Origin of the sequence: Rubrivirga sp. SAORIC476 (assembly GCF_002283555.1) — a bacterium.
Classification (GTDB): domain Bacteria; phylum Bacteroidota; class Rhodothermia; order Rhodothermales; family Rubricoccaceae; genus Rubrivirga.
Genome location: NZ_MVOI01000006.1, coordinates 746,349 through 766,938, shown reverse-complemented (window position 1 = coordinate 766,938; position 20,590 = coordinate 746,349). Strand labels below are relative to the sequence as shown.

General features: G+C 73.1%; 16 protein-coding genes. 8 read left to right on the top strand and 8 right to left on the bottom strand.

The genetic code is table 11. The features are described 5' to 3' along the window. Nucleotides 1–45 precede the first annotated feature (45 nt). On the bottom strand, nucleotides 46–1,215 hold the full coding sequence (locus tag B1759_RS14770) for an AraC family transcriptional regulator (protein WP_095515820.1): 1,170 nt from the start codon (nucleotides 1,213–1,215) through the stop codon (nucleotides 46–48). 147 nt (nucleotides 1,216–1,362) lie between these two features. On the opposite strand from B1759_RS14770, the gene B1759_RS14765 reads away from it, so the two are divergent. From B1759_RS14765 to B1759_RS14755, 3 genes are all read left to right on the top strand, one after another. After that, nucleotides 1,363–1,944, top strand: coding sequence for a DUF4126 domain-containing protein (locus B1759_RS14765; protein ID WP_095515819.1), 582 nt, complete (start codon nucleotides 1,363–1,365; stop codon nucleotides 1,942–1,944). 92 nt (nucleotides 1,945–2,036) lie between these two features. Then, complete coding sequence (locus B1759_RS14760; RefSeq protein ID WP_095515818.1) at nucleotides 2,037–3,809, top strand: histidine kinase N-terminal 7TM domain-containing protein; 1,773 nt, start codon at nucleotides 2,037–2,039, stop codon at nucleotides 3,807–3,809. 124 nt (nucleotides 3,810–3,933) lie between these two features. Next, complete coding sequence (locus B1759_RS14755) at nucleotides 3,934–5,742, top strand: histidine kinase N-terminal 7TM domain-containing protein (protein ID WP_095515817.1); 1,809 nt, start codon at nucleotides 3,934–3,936, stop codon at nucleotides 5,740–5,742. A 37-nt stretch (nucleotides 5,743–5,779) separates the two neighbouring features. On the opposite strand, the gene B1759_RS14750 is transcribed toward B1759_RS14755, so the two are convergent. Both B1759_RS14750 and B1759_RS14745 read right to left on the bottom strand, forming a co-directional pair. Beyond that, nucleotides 5,780–7,159, bottom strand: coding sequence for an AAA family ATPase (locus tag B1759_RS14750; protein WP_095515816.1), 1,380 nt, complete (start codon nucleotides 7,157–7,159; stop codon nucleotides 5,780–5,782). Between the two features lie 84 nt (nucleotides 7,160–7,243). Next, nucleotides 7,244–7,456: a hypothetical protein gene (locus tag B1759_RS14745; protein ID WP_095515815.1), complete on the bottom strand. Its 213-nt coding sequence runs from the start codon at nucleotides 7,454–7,456 to the stop codon at nucleotides 7,244–7,246. Between the two features lie 188 nt (nucleotides 7,457–7,644). On the opposite strand from B1759_RS14745, the gene B1759_RS14740 reads away from it, so the two are divergent. Both B1759_RS14740 and B1759_RS14735 read left to right on the top strand, forming a co-directional pair. Beyond that, the gene (locus tag B1759_RS14740) at nucleotides 7,645–9,486 is read left to right on the top strand and encodes a CocE/NonD family hydrolase (protein WP_095515814.1); all 1,842 of its coding nucleotides are present in this window, start codon (nucleotides 7,645–7,647) and stop codon (nucleotides 9,484–9,486) included. 145 nt (nucleotides 9,487–9,631) lie between these two features. Beyond that, nucleotides 9,632–9,952: a hypothetical protein gene (locus tag B1759_RS14735; RefSeq protein WP_095515813.1), complete on the top strand. Its 321-nt coding sequence runs from the start codon at nucleotides 9,632–9,634 to the stop codon at nucleotides 9,950–9,952. 33 nt (nucleotides 9,953–9,985) lie between these two features. On the opposite strand, the gene B1759_RS14730 is transcribed toward B1759_RS14735, so the two are convergent. The 3 genes from B1759_RS14730 to B1759_RS14720 form a co-directional block, all read right to left on the bottom strand. After that, nucleotides 9,986–10,261 (bottom strand): GNAT family N-acetyltransferase, encoded by a 276-nt coding sequence (locus tag B1759_RS14730; RefSeq protein ID WP_095515812.1) that lies wholly within the window; start codon nucleotides 10,259–10,261, stop codon nucleotides 9,986–9,988. A gap of 91 nt (nucleotides 10,262–10,352) precedes the next feature. Beyond that, a complete protein-coding gene (locus tag B1759_RS14725) occupies nucleotides 10,353–11,051 on the bottom strand; it encodes an SDR family oxidoreductase (protein WP_095515811.1) in 699 nt (232 codons plus the stop codon). Nucleotides 11,052–11,194: 143 nt separating this feature from the next. After that, a complete protein-coding gene (locus B1759_RS14720) occupies nucleotides 11,195–13,003 on the bottom strand; it encodes a hypothetical protein (protein WP_095515810.1) in 1,809 nt (602 codons plus the stop codon). Nucleotides 13,004–13,199: 196 nt separating this feature from the next. Here B1759_RS14720 and B1759_RS14715 point away from each other — a divergent pair, with 196 nt between their 5' ends. The 3 genes from B1759_RS14715 to B1759_RS14705 all read left to right on the top strand — a co-directional run bounded on the left by B1759_RS14715 (nucleotide 13,200) and on the right by B1759_RS14705 (nucleotide 15,907). Next, nucleotides 13,200–14,627: a GH1 family beta-glucosidase gene (locus B1759_RS14715; RefSeq protein ID WP_095515809.1), complete on the top strand. Its 1,428-nt coding sequence runs from the start codon at nucleotides 13,200–13,202 to the stop codon at nucleotides 14,625–14,627. Nucleotides 14,628–14,631: 4 nt separating this feature from the next. Then, nucleotides 14,632–15,063 (top strand): DUF2262 domain-containing protein, encoded by a 432-nt coding sequence (locus tag B1759_RS14710; RefSeq protein WP_158225286.1) that lies wholly within the window; start codon nucleotides 14,632–14,634, stop codon nucleotides 15,061–15,063. A 64-nt stretch (nucleotides 15,064–15,127) separates the two neighbouring features. Next, nucleotides 15,128–15,907: a hypothetical protein gene (locus B1759_RS14705; protein WP_095515807.1), complete on the top strand. Its 780-nt coding sequence runs from the start codon at nucleotides 15,128–15,130 to the stop codon at nucleotides 15,905–15,907. 52 nt (nucleotides 15,908–15,959) lie between these two features. Here the strand turns inward: B1759_RS14705 and B1759_RS14700 are convergent, their stop codons facing one another. Next, entirely contained in the window at nucleotides 15,960–16,751 is a 792-nt protein-coding gene (locus tag B1759_RS14700) for an endonuclease/exonuclease/phosphatase family protein (protein ID WP_095515806.1), read from the bottom strand. A 48-nt stretch (nucleotides 16,752–16,799) separates the two neighbouring features. Next, nucleotides 16,800–20,555: a GH36-type glycosyl hydrolase domain-containing protein gene (locus B1759_RS14695; protein WP_095515805.1), complete on the bottom strand. Its 3,756-nt coding sequence runs from the start codon at nucleotides 20,553–20,555 to the stop codon at nucleotides 16,800–16,802. Between the last annotated feature and the right edge of the window lie 35 nt (nucleotides 20,556–20,590).

Here is a 20,590-nt window from a genome sequence, read left to right as displayed (position 1 = left end):
CTGCCGGGACCACCGTCCAGGTCCACGCCCGCGGGTCTGGACCTCCTAGACCGCCTCTCGCTGCCGCTGGCGGTACTGCGAGGGCGTCATCCCCGTGTGACGCTTGAACGCCGCGTTGAACGACGACTTGGCGTTGAAGCCCGCTTCCATGCCGATCGCGAGCACCGTCAGGTGGGCGTCCGCCGGGTCCAGCAGCCGGGCCTGCACCTCGCGAACCCGGTAGCCGTTGAGAAGCTCGTAGAAGCTCTGCCCGAGCTGGGTACTGAGCACCTCGGTCAGGTTGTGACCCGAGATGCCGAGCGCGTCGGCGAGGTCCTGGAGGGTCAGGTCCCCACGCCGGTACAGGTGCTCTGTCTCCATGAGCGCGACGAGGCGGTCGCGGTGCTGCGCGGCCTCCTCCGGCCGCATCCCCGAACGCGCATAGGGGACGGCATCCGAGGCCGGGCCCTCGTCGGTCGTCGGCGCGAACAGCGACGGGTGGCGCAGGCCGACGTACCCGAAGGCATAGACGAAGACCGTCACGCCGAGCAGCGTCAGGTCGTCGTAGATCCCGGTGGGGTCCATGCCCACGACCGCTGCACGGCCACGCGCGCCGACGACGTAGAGCACCACCGAGATCGCGAGCAGCCCCACCACGCCCGCGGTCAGGGTCCGCAGCCAGCCGAGCATGACCTGCTCCGCCTCGGACCCGCCGTCGAGCACGCGCCGCCGGTGCCGCTGTAAGCGGCGGACGACCAGCGCCAGGTACACGCACCCGTGGGTCAGCTTGAACGGGCTGAGGACGGCCAGCGCCCGCGTCTGGAGGCTCCCGCTCGGGTCCTGCATCAACACCAGCTTCTCGGCACCGGACCGGAGGAAGAAGGGGACCAGGAACAGCGTGACGAGGGCGAACGGCACGAGATGCCACAGGTCGGCGCGGCGCAGCGCCGGTCGCTCAGACGTGAGGGTGCGGACGTAGAGGTACAGCAGGGGCCCGTAGAGCAACGCGATGGGCAGGTCCAGCCCGATCAGCGCGGGGACCCGGACGCTCACCGCCGAGGCGTGGTAGACCGCCATCGCGAGGTCGAGCGAGAAGACGAGCATGAGGCCCGCCAGGAGCCGGTTCGGCACTGCGTTTCGGTGACGGCTCGCCAGCACGGCGGCCAGGAACACGCCCTGCACGGCCCCTAGGAGGCAGAGCACCGCTATACCGTCGGAGAACGTGGGGCTGTCCATTCGCGTCGAGGGAGGCGGCGAGCGTCAGTCGCAAAGTACCGGCGCCGCCATGCCTCGGAGGCGAGCGCGCGCAGACGTCGCCCGGTCCGCCTCGGCCCCGAGGCGGGCCCTCGCGCCTACCTTCGAGGCCCACCCGCCGCTCACGACATGGGACTCGTCTCGACGCTCGGCCTCGCCCTCGGCGCCTCCTGGGCGTCCGGCCTTCGGCTCTATGCGGCCGTCGCCACGCTGGGCCTGCTCGGGCGGTTCGCGGGGCTGGACCTGCCCGGCGCGCTGGCCGTCGTCGAGACGCCCTGGGTGATCGGGCTGGCCGTCGTGCTGCTGGTGGTCGAGTTCGTGGCCGACAAGGTGCCCGTCGTGGACTCGGCGTGGGACGCCATCCACACGTTCGTGCGGGTGCCCGCCGGGGCGGCGCTGGCCGCGCTCGCCTTCGGCGACTACGACCCGGCGTGGCAGGCAGCGGCGGTCCTGCTCGGGGGCGGCGCGGCCCTCAGCGCCCACGGCACGAAGGCCGCCACGCGGCTCGCGGTCAACGCGTCGCCGGAGCCGGTCTCGAACGTCCTCGTCAGCACGGCCGAGGACGGCATCGCGTTCGGCGCCATCCTGACGGCTCTCTTCCTGCCGGTCGTCGCGATCGTGCTCGTGACGCTCGCCCTCCTCGGCTCGCTGCTGGTGCTGCCGAAACTGGCCCGCGGCATCCGGCGCCTCTTCCGCCGAGGCCCGGCGTAGCGACGGCCTCTCGTGGGATCCCCCGATCCGGCGACGGATGATTAAGCGGCATCCAGGCTGACCGATTCCAAGGGGGTACCCTCCCTGGCCTCGTGGAGTCGCTCGTCTTTATCGCCCTCACTCCGCTCGCCATCGTCCTGATGATGGTGGTGAGTCTCGTCTCGTGGCGCCGCCGCGAGGCGCCGGGCGGCTGGGCGCTGTTCGCCTTCTCCGCCTCCGGCCTCGGGTGGCTGCTGTTCGACGCGCTGGCCCTGCTCGCGCCGACGCCCGCGTCGACGGTGTGGATCGTCAAGGTCACCTGCCTGTTCGGCCCCCTGATGGGCGTGTCGTGGCTGGCGTTCGTGCTGAGCTACACCGAGCGCTTCACCCTCACCGCGCGCCTCGCGATCGTCGCGCTCTCGGCGTGGTCCGGGGTGTACGCGCTCATGGCGCTCACCAACGACGCGCACCGGCTGGTGTGGGACACGTGGGAGGTGGTCCCGGACGGCTCGCTGTCGCGCATCGCCTACACGCTCGGCCCGCTCGGGTGGGCGCAGACCGTCTTCGCCTGGACGGCCGTCACGATCTCGCTCGGCGTCCTCCTGTGGGCGTACGCCGGGACCGGCGCCCGGTCACGGGACCTGTCGCGCTGGATCGTGGCCGGCGCGCTCGTGCCGATGGCGCTCAGCGTGTCGTTCCTGGTCGGGCTCGGGCCGCTGGAGAAGGACTTCACGCCCATCGCGATGGCCGTCTCGTCGGCCGCGTTCGCGGTCGGGCTGGCGCGCTACCAGTTCCTGGACCTGCTGCCCATCGCGCGGACGGCGCTCGTCGACAACCTCAGCGAGGGGATGCTGGTGCTCGATCCCCGCGGGCGCGTCGCCGACGTCAACCCGGCGGCCCAGGAGGCCCTCGGCGCGTCCCGCGTCGCCCTCGGAAGCCTCCTCCGCGACTCCGCGCCCGAACTGGCCGAGGCCATCGCCTCGGAACCCGACGCCACGTTCCGCCTCGGGGAGGGTGCCGACGCCCGGTACGTCGATCTCCGAGTCTCGTCCCTGACCGACCGCCAGGGCCAGGACTCCGGGCGCCTCGTGCTGCTCCACGACGTCACCCGCCGCCGCCTGGAGCGCGCCGCCCTCCACCGCGCCAACGCGGACCTGTACGACGCCAACGCCGAGCTCCAGGCCCGCAACGACGAACTCGACGCGTTCGCCCACACCGTCGCCCACGACCTCAAGAACTCCATCCAGGGCGTGCTGGGCTGGGCCGAGATCCTACGCGACGAGGGCCCCGACCTCGCGGCCGATGAACTCCGCCAGATCGCGGGCGACGTGGTGACCTCGGCCGGCAAGATGGGCACCATCGTCCACGAGCTGCTGCTGCTGGCGGGCGTCCGGCAGGCGGCCGTCGAGATCCTGCCGGTCCCGATGGGCGCGGTCGTGGAGGAGGCGATGGCACGCGTCCGCCTGGCCCATGCCCTCGCCCCGGTCCAGCCCGCCGACTGGCCCGTGGCGCTCGGTCACGCGCCGTGGATCGAGGAGATCTGGGCCAACTACCTCGGCAACGCGGCCAAGTACGGCGGGCCGGCGGTCACGCTGGGGGCCGACACCACCGCGACCGGCCAGGCCCGGTTCTGGGTCCACGACGACGGTCCGGGGCTGACGCCGGAGGCCCAGGCCTCCCTGTTCGTCCCGTTCTCCCGCGTCGGCACGGGGGGCGTCGAGGGGCACGGCCTCGGCCTGTCCATCGTCCGCCGGATCACCGAGCGCCTGGGCGGGACGTGCGGCGTCGAGAGCAGCCCCGAGACCGGGACACGCTTCTGGTTTGCGCTTCCCTGCGCCTCGGAGACCTCGGCCCGGGCGCCCCTCGCGCTCACCGCGGTCGCCTGACCGTGACGGACTGACCACGGCCGTCTGACCCTACCGGACGGAGGGTGCCCGCCTCGGCTCCAGGGGGGAGGTTATCGACGCGTGCCACGCCGCCGATACCCTGACGGACTGCTGCTGCCATCCTGTGGAGTCTTTCGTTTTCATCGCGCTCGCCCCGTTCGCCCTCACCCTCATGGGGGCGGTCGGCGTCGTGGCGTGGCGGCGGCGGCCCGTTCCCGGAGGGCAGGAGTTGGCCGTGATCTGCGTGACCGCGGCGAGCTGGCTCACCTTCGATGCGCTCAGTCTCCTCGTCCCTGGGACGGAGGCGACCCTCGGGCTGGCCCGCACGGCCGCGGCGATCAGCGCCCTGCCCAGCGTCGCGTGGATCGCGTTTCTGCTGAGCTACACCGGGCGGCTCACCCGCGCGGCCCGATGGGGCGTCGGGCTGCTCGCGTCCTGGACCGCGGTGTTCGTCGCGCTGGGCCTCACCAACGACGCCCACCACTGGGTCTGGACGAGCACGGAGACGTTCTACGACGGCCCCTTCCTGGATGTCATCTTCGAGCGGGCTCCCCTGTCGTTCATCCAGATGGCCTTGTCCTGGGTCACGGTTGCGGCATCGCTGGGCCTGGCGCTGTGGGAGTTCGCGACGGCCGAGCCCAAGCAGCGCGTGCTCATGCGCTGGATCGTCGCTGGGGTGCTCGTGCCCCTCCTCGCCAACGTGGTCTTCGTCTTCGAGATCGGGCCGTACGGGAAGGACTTCACGCCGCTCGCGCTCGCCGTCTCGGCAGGCGCGTTCGCCCTGGGGCTGACCCGCTACAAACTCCTCGACCTGCTCCCGGTCGCACGCGAGGCGCTCGTGGACAACCTGCGCGAGGGCGTGCTCGTGCTCGACGCCACCGGCCGCGTGGCGGACGCCAACCCGGAGTGCCTGCAGGTGCTGGGCGCCGACGCCGCCGTGCGCGGCCGTCCGCTGCGCGACACCGCCCCCGCGCTGGCCGAGGCCATCGAAACCGCACCGGGCGAGGCGTTCCAGCTAGGCGACGGCGAGGAGGCACGCTACGTCGAGCTCCGCATCTCGGTGCTCTCCAACGAGGACGGCGAGCCCACGGGCTCCCTGGTGCTGCTGCACGACGTGACGCGCCGCCGTCGCGAGCAAGCCGAGCTTCACCGCGTCAACGCGGAGCTCCAGCATCGGAATGAGGAGCTCCAGGCGCGCAACGAGGAGCTCGACGCCTTCTCCCATACCGTCGCGCACGACCTCAAGAACTCGGTCCAGGGCGTGATCGGCTGGGGCGAGATCCTGCGCGACGACGGCGCCGTTCTTTCCCCCCTGGAGCACCACGAGGCCGCCGACGGGGTCGTCAGCGTGGGACACAAGATGGGGACCATCATCCACGAACTGCTGCTGTTGGCGGGCGTCCGCAAAACGGCCGTCGAGCCGCGTCCGATGAAGATGGGGGCGGTGGTGGCCGAGGCCCTGAGCCGCCTCCAACATGCCGGTGCGGCTCCGACGGTGACGGTCCCGTCCCAGTGGCCCGTCGCCCTGGGCCACGCGCCGTGGGTCGAGGAGGTCTGGGTCAACTACCTCAGCAACGCCGCCAAGTACGGCGGCCCGACCGTCACGCTGGGGGCCGACACCACCGCGACCGGCCAGGCCCGCTTCTGGGTCCACGACGACGGGCCGGGGCTGACGCCCGAGCAGCAGCAGGCGTTGTTCGAGCCGTTCGCTCGTGTCGGGTCGGGGGCCGCGGAGGGGCACGGGCTCGGGCTTTCCATCGTGCGCCGGATCAGCGAGCGGCTGGGGGGCGCGTGCGGCGTCGAGAGCGCGCCGACCTGGGGCACGACGTTCTGGTTCGAGCTTCCGCTGGCCTCCGACACGTCTCTCCCCGAGGCCCCGCCGCGGGCTCGTCGGGGCACGAGCCCGCGCACGGCCCCGCACGTCTCCCTCTGAGCCGGGCGCCCGCGCCTGCCTCGGCGCCGAGGCGGGCCTACTCGCCGTCGGCGTCCTCGGCGTAGCGCTGGACGCGCTTCTCGATCGACTCGTCGGCGTCGCGGGCGCGCAGGTGCTCCAGACGGGCCGCCAGCTTGGCCTCGAAGCCCTGGTCGCTCGGCTCGTAGAAGTACGTCCCCTGCATCCCGCCCGGCAGGTACTGCTCCGGGACGTAGTGGTCCTGGTAGGCGTGCGGGTACTTGTAGCCGACCCCGTGCCCCAGCCCCTTCTTGTCGCGCGAGCCGTCCTTGAGCGCGTTCGGCGGGTCCTCCGAGCGCTCCTTCTCGACGTGCTCCAGCGCGCTGAAGAACGCGAAGCCCGAGTTGGACTTGGGCGCCATCGCGAGGTAGACGCACAGCTGCCCCAGCATGAACCGCCCCTCCGGCATCCCCACGAACTCGAACGCCTCCAGGCACGCGACGGCCTGCCGGACCGCGTTCGGGTCGGCCAGCCCCACGTCCTCGCACGCGAAGATGACCATCCGCCGGAGCACGAAGCGCGGGTCCTCGCCGGCGTAGATCATCTTGGCCATCCAGTAGAGCGCCGCGTCGGGGTCGGAGCCGCGCATCGACTTGATGAACGCCGAGACGGTGTCGTAGTGGGCGTCGCCGTCCTTGTCGTAGAGGACGGCCCGCTGCTGGATGGACTCCTCGGCGACGGCCAGCGTGACGCGGACCGTCCCGTCCTCGTCCGCCTCGGTCGTCTCGACGGCCAGTTCGAGGGCGTTGAGCAGCGAGCGCGCGTCGCCGTTGGCGGTCGAGACGAGGTGGTCGCGCGCGTCCTCGTCCACGGCCACATCGAGACGGCCGTAGCCGCGCGCCTCGTCGGCGAGGGCCTGCGCGACGACGCCGCGGAGGTCGGCCTCGGTGAGCGTGCGGAGTTCGAAGACGCGGCTCCGCGAGACCAGCGCCTTGTTGACCTCGAAGTACGGGTTCTCGGTGGTCGCCCCGATGAACGTCACCGTCCCGTTCTCGACGTGCGGCAGCAGCGCGTCCTGCTGGCTCTTGTTGAACCGGTGGACCTCGTCGACGAACAGGATCGTGCCCTGGCCGTGGAGCCGCAGCCGCTCCTGGGCGGCCGAGATCTGCTCGCGGATGTCCTTGACGCCTGCCAGCACCGCGTTCAGGCTCGCGAAGTGCTTGCGCGTCGTGTTGGCGACGATGCGCGCGAGCGTCGTCTTGCCCGTGCCGGGCGGGCCGAACAGGATGAGGCTCGTCACGCGGTCGGCCTCGATGGCGCGGCGGAGCAGGGAGCCCTGCGCGAGGATGTGCCCCTGCCCGACGTACTGGTCGAGCGTCTGGGGCCGCATGCGGTCGGCCAGGGGGGCGTTGGCGCGGAGGCGGGCCGTCGCGGCGGCGCCGAAGAGGTCGTCGGGCATGCCCCAAACTACCGGCGGGCAGAGGCCGCCGGCCCCGCCTCGGGCAGTCGGCGGGCGCCCTCGGACGTTTCGCGCCGGACGGCGTCAGCGGGCGTCGGCGAGGGCCGCGAGCAGCGCCGCCTCGTCGGCCGAGGCCCAGTCCGGGGCCAGCTCCAGGCGAACCGACTGGGCGCTGCCGCTCGGGGTCGCTACGACCGGCACCGTGTCGTCGTCGTCGCGCTCGGCGTCGGTGCCCACGAGAGCCTCGGCGAAGGTCCACTCGGTGTCGTCGGCGTCGTGCAGGGTGCGGGTGGTCATGGCAGCAGGCGGCAGAAGGGAGCCGCGGACGACCGCCCGCCGCGCTCCGTTCCACGCCCGCCCCGCCTCTGCCCGTCCCGACTCGCCCTGTCCCTCCCTGCTGGTCCCGACTCCGCCCGCCGACTGCCCGAGGCGGGGCCGGCCGACGGGAGGCGCCTCTACCTTGCGGTCCCTCCCGACGCCACCCGATGCGCCTCGCTCCGCTCCTCGCCCTCCTCCTCATGGCCGCCCCCGCCGACGCCCAGGCCGACTGGGTCCGCCAGCACTACGACAAGACCGAGGCGATGGTGCCGATGCGCGACGGCGTCCGCCTGTTCACGTCCATCTACGTCCCGAAGGCGCCCGGCCCGCACCCGATCCTGCTCCAGCGGACGCCCTACGGCGTCGGGCCGTACGGCGCGGACGCCTACCGGTCCAGCCTGGGCCCGTCGGACCGGCTCATGCGCGACGGCTACATCGTCGTGTACCAGGACGTGCGCGGCAAGCTGATGTCCGAGGGCGAGTTCGTCGCCGTCCGTCCCCACAACCCGGACAAGGGGCCGCGCGACATCGACGAGAGCTCCGACGCCTACGACACGGTCGCGTGGCTGCTGGCGAACACCCCCAACAACGGGAGCGTGGGCGTCTGGGGGATCTCGGCGCCCGGCTTCTACGCCACGCACGCGCTCATCGACGCACACCCGGCCGTCAAGGCCGTCTCGCCGCAGGCGCCCGTGACCGACTGGTTCCTGGGCGACGACCGCCGACACAACGGCGCCTTCCAGCTCCAGGCGACCTTCAGCTTCGTCTCGTCGTACGGCGTCCCGCGCCCCGAGCCGACGACCGAGCGCGAGCCCAGCTACAGCGACTACGGCACGCCCGACGGCGTCCGCTGGTACCAGGACCTGGGGCCGCTGGGCGAGGTGAACGACCGCTTCTTCGGCGGCACCAACGACCTCTGGCAGGAGATCCTGACGCACGACACCTACGACGCCTACTGGCAGGCGCGGACGCCGCTGCCCCACCTCCGTGATGTCCGCCCGGCCGTGCTCGTCACCGGCGGCTGGTTCGACGCGCAGGACCTCTACGGCCCGCTCAAGACCTACCACACGATCCAGGACGAGACCGACGCCGAGTCCTACCTCGTGATGGGGCCGTGGTGGCACGGCGGCTGGGCGCGCGGCGACGGCGACCGCTACGGCGACCTCTGGTTCGGCCAGAACACCTCCGTCTTCTACCGCGAGAACCTGGAGGCCCGCTTCTTCGACGCCCACCTCAAGGGCGACGGCGACCCCGACCTCCACGAGGCGTCCGTCTTCGTCACCGGGGCCGACCAGTGGCGCTTCTTCGACGCGTGGCCGCCCCGCGCCTCGCGCGAGCAGAGCCTCTACCTCCAGCCCGGCGGCGGGCTGGGCTCCGACGCCCCCACCGAGGCGGGCCTGTTCGCGGAGTACGTCTCGGACCCCTTCAAGCCCGTCCCCCACACGCCCCAGATCGTCGTCCGCCGGGACGACCGCTACGTGACGCAAGACCAGCGCTTCGCGAGCACCCGCCCGGACGTGCTCGTGTTCGAATCGCCCGTGCTGGAGGAGGACGTGACGCTGACCGGCGACCTCGGCGCAACGCTGTTCGTGACCGTCACCGGCACCGATGCCGACTTCATCGTCAAGCTGATCGACGTGTACCCCGGCGACGCCGCGTGCGAGTTGCCCGACGGCGACTGCTCGGTCCCGATGGGCCACTTCCAGCAGCTCGTTCGCGGCGAGGTGATGCGGGGCAAGTTCCGGGAGGACTTCTCAGCCCCGGTCCCGTTCGTGCCCGGCGAGGTGACCGAGGTGACGTTCGACATGCAGGACGTGGCCCACACGTTCCGCCGCGGCCACCGGATGATGGTCCAGATCCAGAGCACGTGGTTCCCGATGGTGGACCGCAACCCGCAGCGGTTCATGCCCATCCACGAGGCCACCGAGGAGGACTTCCAGGCCGCGACGCACCGCGTGTTTGTGTCGCCGGAGCACCCGTCGCACCTGTCCGTCCGCGTGCTGGAGTAAGGACCGACGCACGCGATACGGCCCGCCTCGGCACCGAGGCGGCCGACACACATCCGCCACGGATCGGACGCAGAGCCGACGACGCGCCGTGATCGGGCGCGACAGGGGGCGTCGTCTCTTGGAGGCTCACCAACTGACTCCGGCCATGCGCCTCCTCCTCCCCGCCCTGCTCCTCGTTCTCGTCGCGCTGCCCGCCTCCGCGCAGCGTGCCCCCACCCGCGCCGCCCGCGTCCTCGCGGATTGCGCCGAGCAGGTCCGCGACCGCCGCGAAGATGTCCGCGACCGCGCCGAAGACCGCCGCGACCGGCGCGAGGACGTCCGCGACGCGCGCTACCGAGGGGGCGTGCTCGACCGGCTCGAAGACCGCCGCGACCGGCGTGAGGATGTCCGCGACCGCGCCGAGGACCGGCGCGACCGACGTGAGGACGTCCGCGACGCGCGGCGCGGCCCCGTGGGCTGCTCGTAACCCTGACCGCCCGCCTCGGCAGCGAGGCGGGCGTCAGCCTTGGATCAGATCCTGCGTCTCGGGGTGCGTCTCGACGTAGTGCCGGACGAACGGACACTGCGGAATTACGCTCAGGTCGTTCTCGCGGGCGAAAGCCAGCCCGGCCTCCACCAGCGCCTCGCCGACGTCCTGCCCGCGCGACGGCTCCGGCACGAACGTGTGGACGAAGGCGATCACATCGTCCTTCTGGCGGTACTCCAGTTGAGCGGTGCCGCCGTCCACGTCGGCGGAGAACAGGTGGTGGTCGGGGTCGTGATGGACGTCAGGCATGAGTCGAGGAGAGGGGGCCAGGGCCGAGGGGCTACGAATCCATCGGCGACGATGCTCGCCATTCACCCGTTCCCTGTCTCCCGCGAGCGCCCTAGATGTCCCCCGCGTCCGGCCGGAGCAGGACCTCCTCGACGACCGTCCGCCCGGACAGCGTCGCGACCTCGACCGCGACGCGTGCGATGTCCTCGGGCGGCATGAAGCGGTCGTCGGGCAAATCGGTGCCGTCCCAGGAGCCGGTGCGCGTGGCGCCGGGTAGGAGGGTCGTCACCGAGACGCCGGTGCCCAGCATCTCCTGGCGGACCGACCGGGCCAGCCCGAGCAGCGCGTGTTTGGCCGCGCCGTACGCCGCGCCGCCGGGGTAGCCGCGGATCGACGCGACGGAGCCCATCATCAGGATGCGCCCGGAGCCGCGCGCCCGCATCGCGGCGAGGAAGGCACGCGTCACGAGGAAGGCGCTGACGACGTTGACCTCCATCTGTCGCCGGAAGGCCTCCGGCGAGGTCTCCAGGATCCCGCCGGGTTCGAACAGCCCGGCGTTGTTGACCACCACGTCCGGCGTCCCGGCCCAGTCGCGCACCGAGGCGGCCAGCGCGTCGACGGCCGCGCCGTCGGTCACGTCGCACACGAACACCCGCGCGTCCCCGCCCGCCTCGGCACAGCGGCGGGCGACCTCGGCCAGCGCGTCGGCATCACGGGCGACGAGGGCGAGGCGGTCGCCGCGCGCCGCGAACGCCTCGGCGACGGCCGCGCCGATCCCACGGGAGGCACCGGTGACGAGAACGAGGGACATGGAGACTGAGGATTGAGGACTGAGGACTGAGGACTGAGGACTGAGGACTGAGGACTGAGGACTGAGAAGATGTCCACCTCGGGCACCGGGTGCCACCGGATTTCCCTCTACCCGTCCCCTCCCCCTCGCGAGCGTAGTACCCGCTACGGCACCGGAATCGGAAGCGTAACCGACTCGTCACCAACGGACGCCACCAGCACGAGGCGCTCCAGACCGCCGACGGCCTTCGGATGGTAGAACACGACCACGCCGCGGCGCGCCGTCCCCGGCTCGGCGGACGAGCCGGAGGGGCTGCTGCTCTCGTTCTGCGACACCGTGTAGCGGCGGCCCCGGTCGTCCACGACGTAGGCCTGGCCGGCGAAGCTCGCCCACGGCGCCCAGTTGCCCGTGTAGTCGATGGAGCGGACGGTGACGCTGAGCTGGACCCGCGTGCGCGAGCTGCCGGGGTACGAGATCGCCACGTTGGTCACGCCCACCTCGAAGCTGCTGCCGCCGCTCTGACCGGTCCGGCGGACTTCGGTGGAGAAGACCTTCGAGCCCGACGGCTTCGGGTCCTCGCCGTCGTCGGCATGGGGCGGGGCGGGTGCCGGCTCCAGCGACTCCGCACGGACGACGAGCCCGTACTCCCCGCCGAGCGGGATCTCCGGCGGATCGTCATCCTCGGCCCGTCCGCCGGAGGTCACCTCGACGTAGTACTCGCCGGCGTCCAGCGTGCCCTCGTACTGGGCGGCGTTGGCCCCGGCGGCGTTGAGCGCCTCGGCCACCTCGGCGCGGGCCTGCCGCTCGATGCGCCAGAGTCGGAACGCGGGCGGGAACGCGTCGGACGTGACGCGGACGGTCGTCTTGCGGTCCTCGGGAATGCGGATGCGGTAGGTGTCGAGGTAGTGGCCGTCCTGGAGCCAGCTCTCGTCGCCGAGCGTCCGCCGGATGCCCGACGAGTTGACGGCGAGGTCGCGGATGGGGACGCTGCGGGCGTCGAGCGCGAAGGCGCCCCGCGCGCCGGGCGTCTCCGAGCTGACCAGCAGGCGGTACGGCGCCTCCCAGCCGGGCATGTAGCGCGCCACGGCGCCGAAGAGGCTGTCGCCCTGGGCCGAGGTCTCCAGCGACCACGACGCGTCGCGGACCTGCCCGTTCGGCCCGATCAACTGGATCCGCGGACGGAACGCGGACGACACCACGCGGATGACGATGGGCAGGTCGGTGTCCGTGGCGAGGCCATACATCCGCTCGAAGCGGCCTGCGCGACGGGCCCCGCCGCCGAGCGTGTCGAGGCGGGCCTCGTCGTCGACGTAGAGCGAGTCGGCGGGGCGGGCGGGGAGCACGGCCAGCTCGTAGGCGCCGCGCGCGCGCGGGTCGCGCGACGTGACGACGACCTCGAAGCGGCCCGGCCCCTGGAGGCCGTCGATCTCGGCGCGCGTGTCGGTCTGGAGCAGGTCCGAGGCCGCCAGCTCGCGCCCGTCCGGCAGGCGCACCGCGAGGTCGGGCGCGAAGTCGCTCGACGTGACGAGAACGGAGAAGGCCACGCTGTCGGCCTCGTGGACGTAGTAGTCCGCGTAGCGGTCGTCGGCGCGCTCGGCGTCGCCAGGCCCGAGCGCGTTGGCGACGATGGCGGTGTCCAGTTCGGCCGGGTCCATGCGGAGCGCAGCGGCCCACATGGCGCGCTCGCGGGCGGCCTCGGCGAGGCGCTCCTCGTCGGTCGGCCCCTCGGCGGCGTCGAGGACGGGCGGCACGACGGCGAGCGCCAGCAGCAGCGCGACCGCCCCGACGGCCCCCCAGCGGACGGCGAACGGGACCCGGTGCCACAGCTCCACGAGATGGGCGCGCAGGGAGGGCTCCTCCACCGCCTCGCCCTCGGCGGGCGGGTCGGTCGTCTCCAGAGCCTCAGCGGCCTCGGGGGTGGCGTCCGGGGTGGCGTCCGGCGCGGAGTCGGTTGTTGTCTCGGGAGGGGGCACGGGGGGACGTCAGCCCGGGACGGTGGGAGCGGCAAAGATAGCCGACGCGCCAGGGCGTCGCGGGGCTCTCTGGGGAGACCCGGAACGCGGCACCGGCGGTCGGCCGTCTGTGGGCGCCCCCGTCTCCCCTTCCCACCCCTCGCCGGGCACCCGCGCGGCCCAGGCGGGTACGTCTCCCTCCCCTTCCTCCCTGCGCATGTCCTTCCCCGACGGTTTCCTGTGGGGCGCCGCCACGTCCGCGTTCCAGATCGAGGGCTCGCCCCTGGCCGACGGCGCCGGGCCGAGCATCTGGCAGCGGTTCGCCCGCACGCCCGGCCTCACCGTCGGCGGCGAGACCGGCGACGTCGCCTGCGACCACTACCACCGGATGCCGGAGGACGTGGCGCTGATGCAGCGCCTCGGCCTACAGGCGTACCGCTTCAGCGTCAACTGGGGCCGCGTGCTGCCCGACGGCACGGGCGCCGTCAACGGGCCCGGCCTCGACTTCTACGACCGCCTGGTCGACCGCCTCGCCGAGGCGGGCATCGAGCCGATGCTGACGCTCTACCACTGGGACCTCCCCGCCGCGCTCGACGACCGCGGCGGCTGGCTCAACCGCGACGTCGCCGACTGGCTGGCGGACTACGCGCGGGCCGTCCACGCCCGCCTCGGGGACCGCGTGAGCCGCTGGATCACGCTCAACGAGCCGTGGGTGGTGATGGACGGCGGCTACGTGCGCGGCGGGCTCGCGCCGGGACACCGCGTCCACGCCGAGGGGGCCATGGTGGCGCACCACCTCCTGCTGGCGCACGCCCGCGCGACGGCCGCGCTCCGCGCCGAGGGCGCCGGGAACGTCGGCATCGCGGTCAACCTGGAGCCGAAGGTGGCAGCGACCGACAAACCGGAGGACGTGGCGGCGACGGCACGGGCGGACGCCTACATGAACCGCATTTTCCTGGACCCCATCGTCCACGGCCGCTACCCGGAGGAGCTGCCGGAGGTCTTCGGCGCCTCGTGGCCCACCTTCGCGGACGCCGACCTGGACGAGATCCGGACCGAGACGGACTTCTTCGGCATCAACTACTACACGCGGGCCGTGTGCGTGGACGACCCCGACGACGCGCCCGAGCGCGCCCGGCGCGTCCGCCAGCCGCGGCACCCGTACACGGAGATGGGCTGGGAGGTGTACGCACCCGCCTTCCGCGACCTGATGGTCTGGGTGCGCGACCGCTACGGCGACATCCCGCAGTACGTGACCGAGAACGGGGCGTCGTTCTACGACCCGCCGCAGGTGGTCGGCGGCGAGGTCTCCGACCCGATGCGGATCGCGTACCTGCACGACCACCTGCTCGCGGTCCGCGACGCCATCGCAGCGGGCGTGGACGTGCGGGGCTACTTCGCGTGGTCGCTGCTGGACAACGTCGAGTGGAGCCAGGGCACGACGAAGCGCTTCGGCCTCGTCCACGTGGACTTCGAGACGCTCGCGCGGACGCCCAAGCAGAGCGCGGCCTTCTACCGCGAGGTGATCGACTCAAACGGCGCCTGCCTCGCGGACGCGCCCCGCATCCCGACGACGGAGGCGGTGGTGGCGTCGGCGCACCAGACGGCGTCGTCGCTGCAGGAAGCCGCCTCCTCGAATGCCTGACGCCATGACCTCCCCCGTCGACCACCCCGTCCTGGGACGGATGACCTACGACCCCGACCTCCATTGGTACCAGGGCCAGACGGAGTCGCGCGGCCTGCCCGTCGCCCTCACCCTGTCGTGTGACGAGGGGCCGCCCGCCTTCGACGCCCTCGCGGCCGTCGTGGCCGACCTCGACCGGCTCCGCGAGGATGCCGAGGCGCAGGCCGTCGCCGACCTGCTGGCGCTCAAGAACGAGGAGTGGCTCGACGAGGACGACGGCGAGGGGGCGGAGACGGCCGAGAGCTTCCGGGCGAAGCTGCGCCTGGAGTCGGTCGGGCTCGCCCCCGACGGCGTGGTGACGTTCTCGTTCGAGGATGGCGACCTGTTTTGGGGCCACGCCATCCTGGTCGACCGCGCGGCGGACGGCACGTGGGACGAGGCCGACATCGCCGGGTAACATCGGCCGCCCCCCCAGTCCATAGCTACGTTGCCCCGCGTTCCACAACACCCTTCCGAGACGAATGGGCACCTGGGGACCCGAGATCCTCTCCGACGACTTGGCGGCGGACGTTCACAGCGACTTCCTCGCCCGCTACGACGCGGGCGAGACGGTCGCCGCCATCACCCGCGCGTTGCACCGAACCTACGCTGAGCCGCGGAGCGACCTGGACGAGGGCCCCGTCTTCTGGCTCGCGTTGGCCCAGGCCCAGTGGGAATGCGGCGCGCTCGACCCGGCCGTCCTCGCCGAGGTCGAGGACATCGTCGCCAGCGGGCGCGGTCTCGACCGGTGGCACGAGGCGGGACCGGCGCACCTGCGACCGCGCGAACGGGCGCTGGAGGCGTTTCTGGCCCGGATCCGCATTCCAGCCGAGGCGCCGCGCTCCCGCCAGGGGCGCCGTCTCCGCGATGCGGTCTATGCGGCCGGAGACTGCCTGTCCCTCCGGCTCGACGACGGGGCGTTCGGAGCCGCCGTCGTGCTGGCGGCGCGACGCTCCAAGGAGGGCGACAACCTCATCGGCGTCCTCCGCTACCACGCGCCATCCGCGCCCGAGCCCGGCGTGTTCGAGCGGCGCGACTGGCTCCACCTGACCCACCACCTCTGGAAGGGAAACGCGTCGCTCTACTGGATCGCCGCGCATGATCACGGCCTCTACGCGGAGTCCCTCCAGGTCGTCGGGAGCACGGCACTCAGAGAAGAGGACCCCTCCGACACGGGATCGTATGCGCTGTGGGATTCGCTCTTCACAGACGTCGAGGAGCAGTTCGCGTGGGAGGCGATGCACGACCGCCCGAGCCCGTAGCCGGGCGGTGCGTGCCCCCGGCCTGCCTCCTCGCCTTCGCGCCGAGGCGGGCCTACGGCCACCGCAGCCGCACCGAGACGCCCCGGTGGTCGGACGGCTGCACGCCCCCGACGGGCTCCGCCAGCACGAGACGGGCGGCCTCGGGCGTGAGGCCGGGGCCCGCGAGCACGTGGTCGATGCGCCGCGGCGTGTGGCCGAGCGCTTCCACCAGCGTCGACACCGCGGCGCCGGGGTGGAGGGTGCCGAAGGCGTCGGCGGCGCGGTCGGCCAGCGGCGACAGCTCGGGCGCGTGGGCGGGCGCGTTGAAGTCGCCCGCGACGACCCAGCGCGCGCCGGCGGTCTGGTCGAGGAGCGCGAGGAGGTCGGCGACCTGCTCCGCGCGGATCGCACCGCCCTCCATCGTGTGGTGAAGGTGGGTCGCGACCACATCGAGCGGTCGGCCCCCGATGTCGAGCCGGGCGTGGGCGGCGACGCGGTAGTCGGTCAGCGGGCGAAGGCGGACCCAGTTGGTGTCGAGGACCGGGTGACGGCTCAGGATCGCGTTGCCGTAGCGCTTCGCCCGATCGGGGCCGTCGACGGAAGCGAACACGACCGCATAGCCGAGGCGGTCGCCCAGCGTCTCGGCCTGGTTCGCGAGCCCCTTCGCCGAGTCCTGCAGCACCTCCTGGAGCACGATCACGTCTGGGCGGAGCGCGCCGAGCGTGTCCGCGATGACGCCGAGGCGCGCGGGCCAGTCGGCCTGGTCGTTCCAGAGGTTGAGCGTGACGACGTCGACCGTCGGCGCCGGGGCGGGCGGCGCGGCAGTGCAGCCCACGAGGAAGAGCAGGAGGACGAGAAGCCGCATGCGTGAGGAGAGGCGTAGGAGCGCACCGGCGGTGTGCCCCTACCGAACTCAGATCGTCAACTGGACCTCGTGCACGGCGCCGTCGCGGACCAGCGGCACCCGCCATCCCGTGTGCGGGACGGGCAGGGTCGCGCCGTCGAGGGTGAGGCCGGGCGTCTCGCCGCGCTGGACGGTGATCGTGTAGACCGTCCCCGATCCGTCGGGCAGGCGGTAGCGGATCGCGAAGCCGGGCCAGTCGGCCGGGATGCAGGGGGCGAGGGTGATCGCCTCGCCGCGGTCGAGGCCGAAGCCGAGCACCGACTCGACAGCCACACGTAGCATCCACCCGGCCGAGCCGGTGTACCACGTCCACCCCCCGCGGCCGACGTGGGGGGCGACGCCGTACACGTCGGCCGCGATCACGTAGGGCTCGGTCTTGTAGACGGCGACGGCCTCGGGCGAGTCGCCGTGGCGCACGGGCGAGAGCATCCCCAGCAACGGCGCCGCGCGCTCGCAGCGCCCCGCCTCGGCGAGCGCACGGACGGCCCACAGCGCCGCGTGCGTGTACTGGCCGCCGTTCTCGCGGACGCCCGGCACGTAGCCCTTGATGTACCCCGGGTCGTTGGGCGTCACGTCGAAGGCGGGCGCGAGCAGGCGCAGGATGCCCGCGTCCTCGTCCACGAGCCGCGCCTCCATCGCGTCGAGCGCCTGGGCGGCCCGGTCGGCGGGCGCGACACCCGAGAGGACGGCCCAGGCCTGCGCGAGCGCGTCGATCTGGCACTCGTCGCTCTCGGCCGAGCCCATCACGGCGCCGTTGTCGTAGAACGCGCGGCGGTACCAGTCGCCGTCCCAGCCGTCGGCGTTGAGCGCAGACTGGAGGTGGGCGCGGTGCTGGCGGTAGCGCGCGGCGCGGTCGGCGTCGCCGCGGGCCTCGACGTGCGGCAGGAAGGCGTCGAGCGCGGAGGCCAGGAAGAAGCCCATCCAGACGCTCTCTCCCCGTCCCTCGCGGCCGACCCGGTTCATGCCGTCGTTCCAGTCGCCGGTCCCCATCAGCGGCAGGCCGTGGACGCCGACCGCCAGCGACCGGTCGATGGTGCGCGCGGCGTGCTCGTAGACGCTCGCCGAGGTGCCCGCCTCGGTGGGCTGGAGGAAGACCTCGTCCTGGCCCTCTTCGAGCAGCGGGGCGGTGAGGAAGCGGACCTCCTCGTCGAACACGCCGTCGTCGCCGGTCGTCTCGGCGTAGGCCGAGGCGAGGAGCGGGAGCCAGAGCAGGTCGTCGGCGAAGCGCGTGCGGATGCCCTTCGACAGCGGCGGGTGCCACCAGTGGAGCACGTCGCCCTCCTCGAACTGGTGGGCGGCGTTGCGGAGGATCTGGGCGCGCGTGAGGTCCGGCCGCGCGTAGACGAGCGCCGACGTGTCCTGGAGTTGGTCGCGGTAGCCGTACGCGCCGCCGCTCTGGTAGAACGCCGTCCGCCCCCAGAGGCGGCAGGAGAGGTTCTGGTAGAGCAGCCAGCCGTTGACCATCAGGTCGAGCGCCGGGTCGGGCGTCTGGATCTGGAGCGCGCCCGTCGTCTCCGTCCAGAAGGCGCGCGTCTCGGCGATGGCGTCGGCGACGGCACCGAGATGGGCGAACCGGGCGGCCAGCGCATCCGCCTCGGTCGGGTCGGCGGCCTCGCCGAGCACGAACGCGACCTCCTGGGTTTCGCCAGGGGCGAGCGTCAGCGCGACCCGGTGCACGGCCGCGTCGAGGCCGGGGCCGACGGCCCCGTCCAACGCCCCGCCTGCCACCAGTGCGCGAGGCGCCTCGGGCGTCCCGAACCGGCCGAGGAAGGCGGCCCGGTCGGCGGTGAGCGAGACCTCGGCGCCCTCCGGCGCCACGGCGCGGGCGACGGCAACGCGGTCCGAGAACTCGCCCCGGGCTGTGTTACGGGCCGTCAGGACCTCCCCGACGCGGGCGGTCACGACGTCCCGCGGCGTCTCGCGCGGACCGAGCGTCAGCTGCGCGCTCGCCGTCACGGCGAGTCGGCGCGGCGTGTCTCCGACGTTGGTGAGGCGGAGGACGGTCAGCTTCGCGCTCGCGTCGGGCGCGATCGACATCGTCGTATGCTGCGCGATGCCCTCGACCACCGTTCGCCAGGTCGAGTAGCCGAAGCCGTGGCGCACCTCGACCGGCGCGGCGGCGGGGGTCGGCCCGCCCGTGGGCGACCACAGCGTTCCGGCGTCGAGGTCCTGCAGGTGGAGCGCCTCGCCGGGGTCTTCGACGGGGTCGTTGCCCCACGGCGTGACGCGGTTCTCGCGGCTGTTGGCGCTCCACGTCGACGCCGCGCCGCGCTCGGTGACGAGGAAGCCGCCGTGCTCGTTGGCGATCACGTTGGCCCACGGCAGCGGCGGGAGCGACAGCCGCCCGTCGGTCCCCGGCCGGAGGTGCATCACGTACTCGGTGCCGTCGGCCGAGAAGCCCCCGGTGCCGTTGAACTCGCGGAGGTCGGCGTCGTCCAGGGCGAGGTCGCCCGTGGGGACAGCGGGGCGGGTGCCCTCGGCCAGCATGGCCGGCTTGGCGGACGCAACCGGCAGCGCGTCGTCCGCCCACACGTCGGCGAGCCGGGCCGCCTGCGCCTCCCGGTCCGCGCCGACGACCGGGCCGCCTTCCTCGGCGAGCGCGTCGGGGTCGTCGGCGACGGCGAGGAGGCGGACGGGCAGCCCGAGGTCGGCCCAGTAGCGTTGCCACGCGGCGAGGTGGCGGACCGCCCCCACGCCCGCCTCGGTCCGCACGCGGACGACCACCAGCGGCCCGGCACCGTCGATGGGGAGCGCGTCGCCGTCGGTCGCAGCCGCGCGGAGCGCGGCGGGCGCCCAGAGGCTGGGGTCGCCCATCAGCAACGGCCCGATGAGCGACTGGGCGGCGTCGGCCGCGGCATCGTCCAGGCCGAGGCAGTCGCGGCGGGCCTGCTCGGCGTCCGAGGCCGCCCGGAGGGCCAGGTCGACGGCCCCGAGGTCGCCCAGCGCGCCGGCGTGGGCGGAGACGGCCTCGCGGGACGCACCACCAGCCAGCCCGAACGCGCGCGTCGCGACGCCCTCGGCGGAGACCGCGACCACCGTCCGCAGCGCGACGACGGGGTCGAGCACCGCCCCCACCGTGCCCCCGAGGTCGCCGGAGGCGTCCATCATCGCCGGGTCGGTCCGCCGCCGCCCGCGGCCGACACACCGGAGCCGGTCGGTCTCCCACGACACCGCCGCGGCCGCGTCGTCGAGCCAGTGGCCGAGCCACACCGAGGGGTCCTCGGGCGTCCGCGGGCGACGCTTGGCGAGGAGCACCGGCCGATCGTCGAGGCGCTCCGTCTGCACGAACAGCTTCGAGAACGCCGGGTGCGAGGCATCTGCCGAGCGGTCGTGGAGAACGACCTCTGCCAGCGTCGTCACCTCGATCCGCCGCGCCCGGCCGTCCAGCGAGCGAAGCTGGAGGCGCCCCACGAGCGCGCCCTCAGGCGCCACGGCGAGGCACAGCCGCGTCTCGACGCCCGCATCCTGGCGGACGATCTCGACCGTCCCCACGCCGAAGCGCGCCTCGTAGGCCTCGTCGCCCGGCCGCCACCCGGCGGTCCAGACGTGGCCCGTGTCGAGGTCGCGGAGGAAGAGGGCCAGTCCGTCGGCGTCCTCGACCCGGTCGGCTCGCCAGCGGGTCAGGTCGGAGCCGCCGGAGGTGACGACGCCCGTGCCCGCGGCCGACAGGGCCGCCGTCAGCCCGCCTCCGCCGAGGAGGAGCATCGGACTGACGGGCCGCGCGAGGTCCGCGGTGGTGAAGCGGGTGGAGACTGCGAGTTCCACAGGGAGAGGAGGCTGGGTGTGTGGGAGGGCGGGGT

Excerpts from the sequence above, each read along its gene's own strand:
- B1759_RS14770 (WP_095515820.1), bottom strand. The coding sequence starts at position 1,215 with ATGGACAGCCCCACGTTCTCCGACGGTATAGCGGTGCTCTGCCTCCTA.
- B1759_RS14765 (WP_095515819.1), top strand. The coding sequence starts at position 1,363 with ATGGGACTCGTCTCGACGCTCGGCCTCGCCCTCGGCGCCTCCTGGGCG.
- B1759_RS14750 (WP_095515816.1), bottom strand. The coding sequence starts at position 7,159 with ATGCCCGACGACCTCTTCGGCGCCGCCGCGACGGCCCGCCTCCGCGCC.
- B1759_RS14745 (WP_095515815.1), bottom strand. The coding sequence starts at position 7,456 with ATGACCACCCGCACCCTGCACGACGCCGACGACACCGAGTGGACCTTC.
- B1759_RS14740 (WP_095515814.1), top strand. The coding sequence starts at position 7,645 with ATGCGCCTCGCTCCGCTCCTCGCCCTCCTCCTCATGGCCGCCCCCGCC.
- B1759_RS14735 (WP_095515813.1), top strand. The coding sequence starts at position 9,632 with ATGCGCCTCCTCCTCCCCGCCCTGCTCCTCGTTCTCGTCGCGCTGCCC.
- B1759_RS14730 (WP_095515812.1), bottom strand. The coding sequence starts at position 10,261 with ATGCCTGACGTCCATCACGACCCCGACCACCACCTGTTCTCCGCCGAC.
- B1759_RS14725 (WP_095515811.1), bottom strand. The coding sequence starts at position 11,051 with ATGTCCCTCGTTCTCGTCACCGGTGCCTCCCGTGGGATCGGCGCGGCC.
- B1759_RS14715 (WP_095515809.1), top strand. The coding sequence starts at position 13,200 with ATGTCCTTCCCCGACGGTTTCCTGTGGGGCGCCGCCACGTCCGCGTTC.
- B1759_RS14710 (WP_158225286.1), top strand. The coding sequence starts at position 14,632 with ATGACCTCCCCCGTCGACCACCCCGTCCTGGGACGGATGACCTACGAC.
- B1759_RS14705 (WP_095515807.1), top strand. The coding sequence starts at position 15,128 with ATGGGCACCTGGGGACCCGAGATCCTCTCCGACGACTTGGCGGCGGAC.
- B1759_RS14700 (WP_095515806.1), bottom strand. The coding sequence starts at position 16,751 with ATGCGGCTTCTCGTCCTCCTGCTCTTCCTCGTGGGCTGCACTGCCGCG.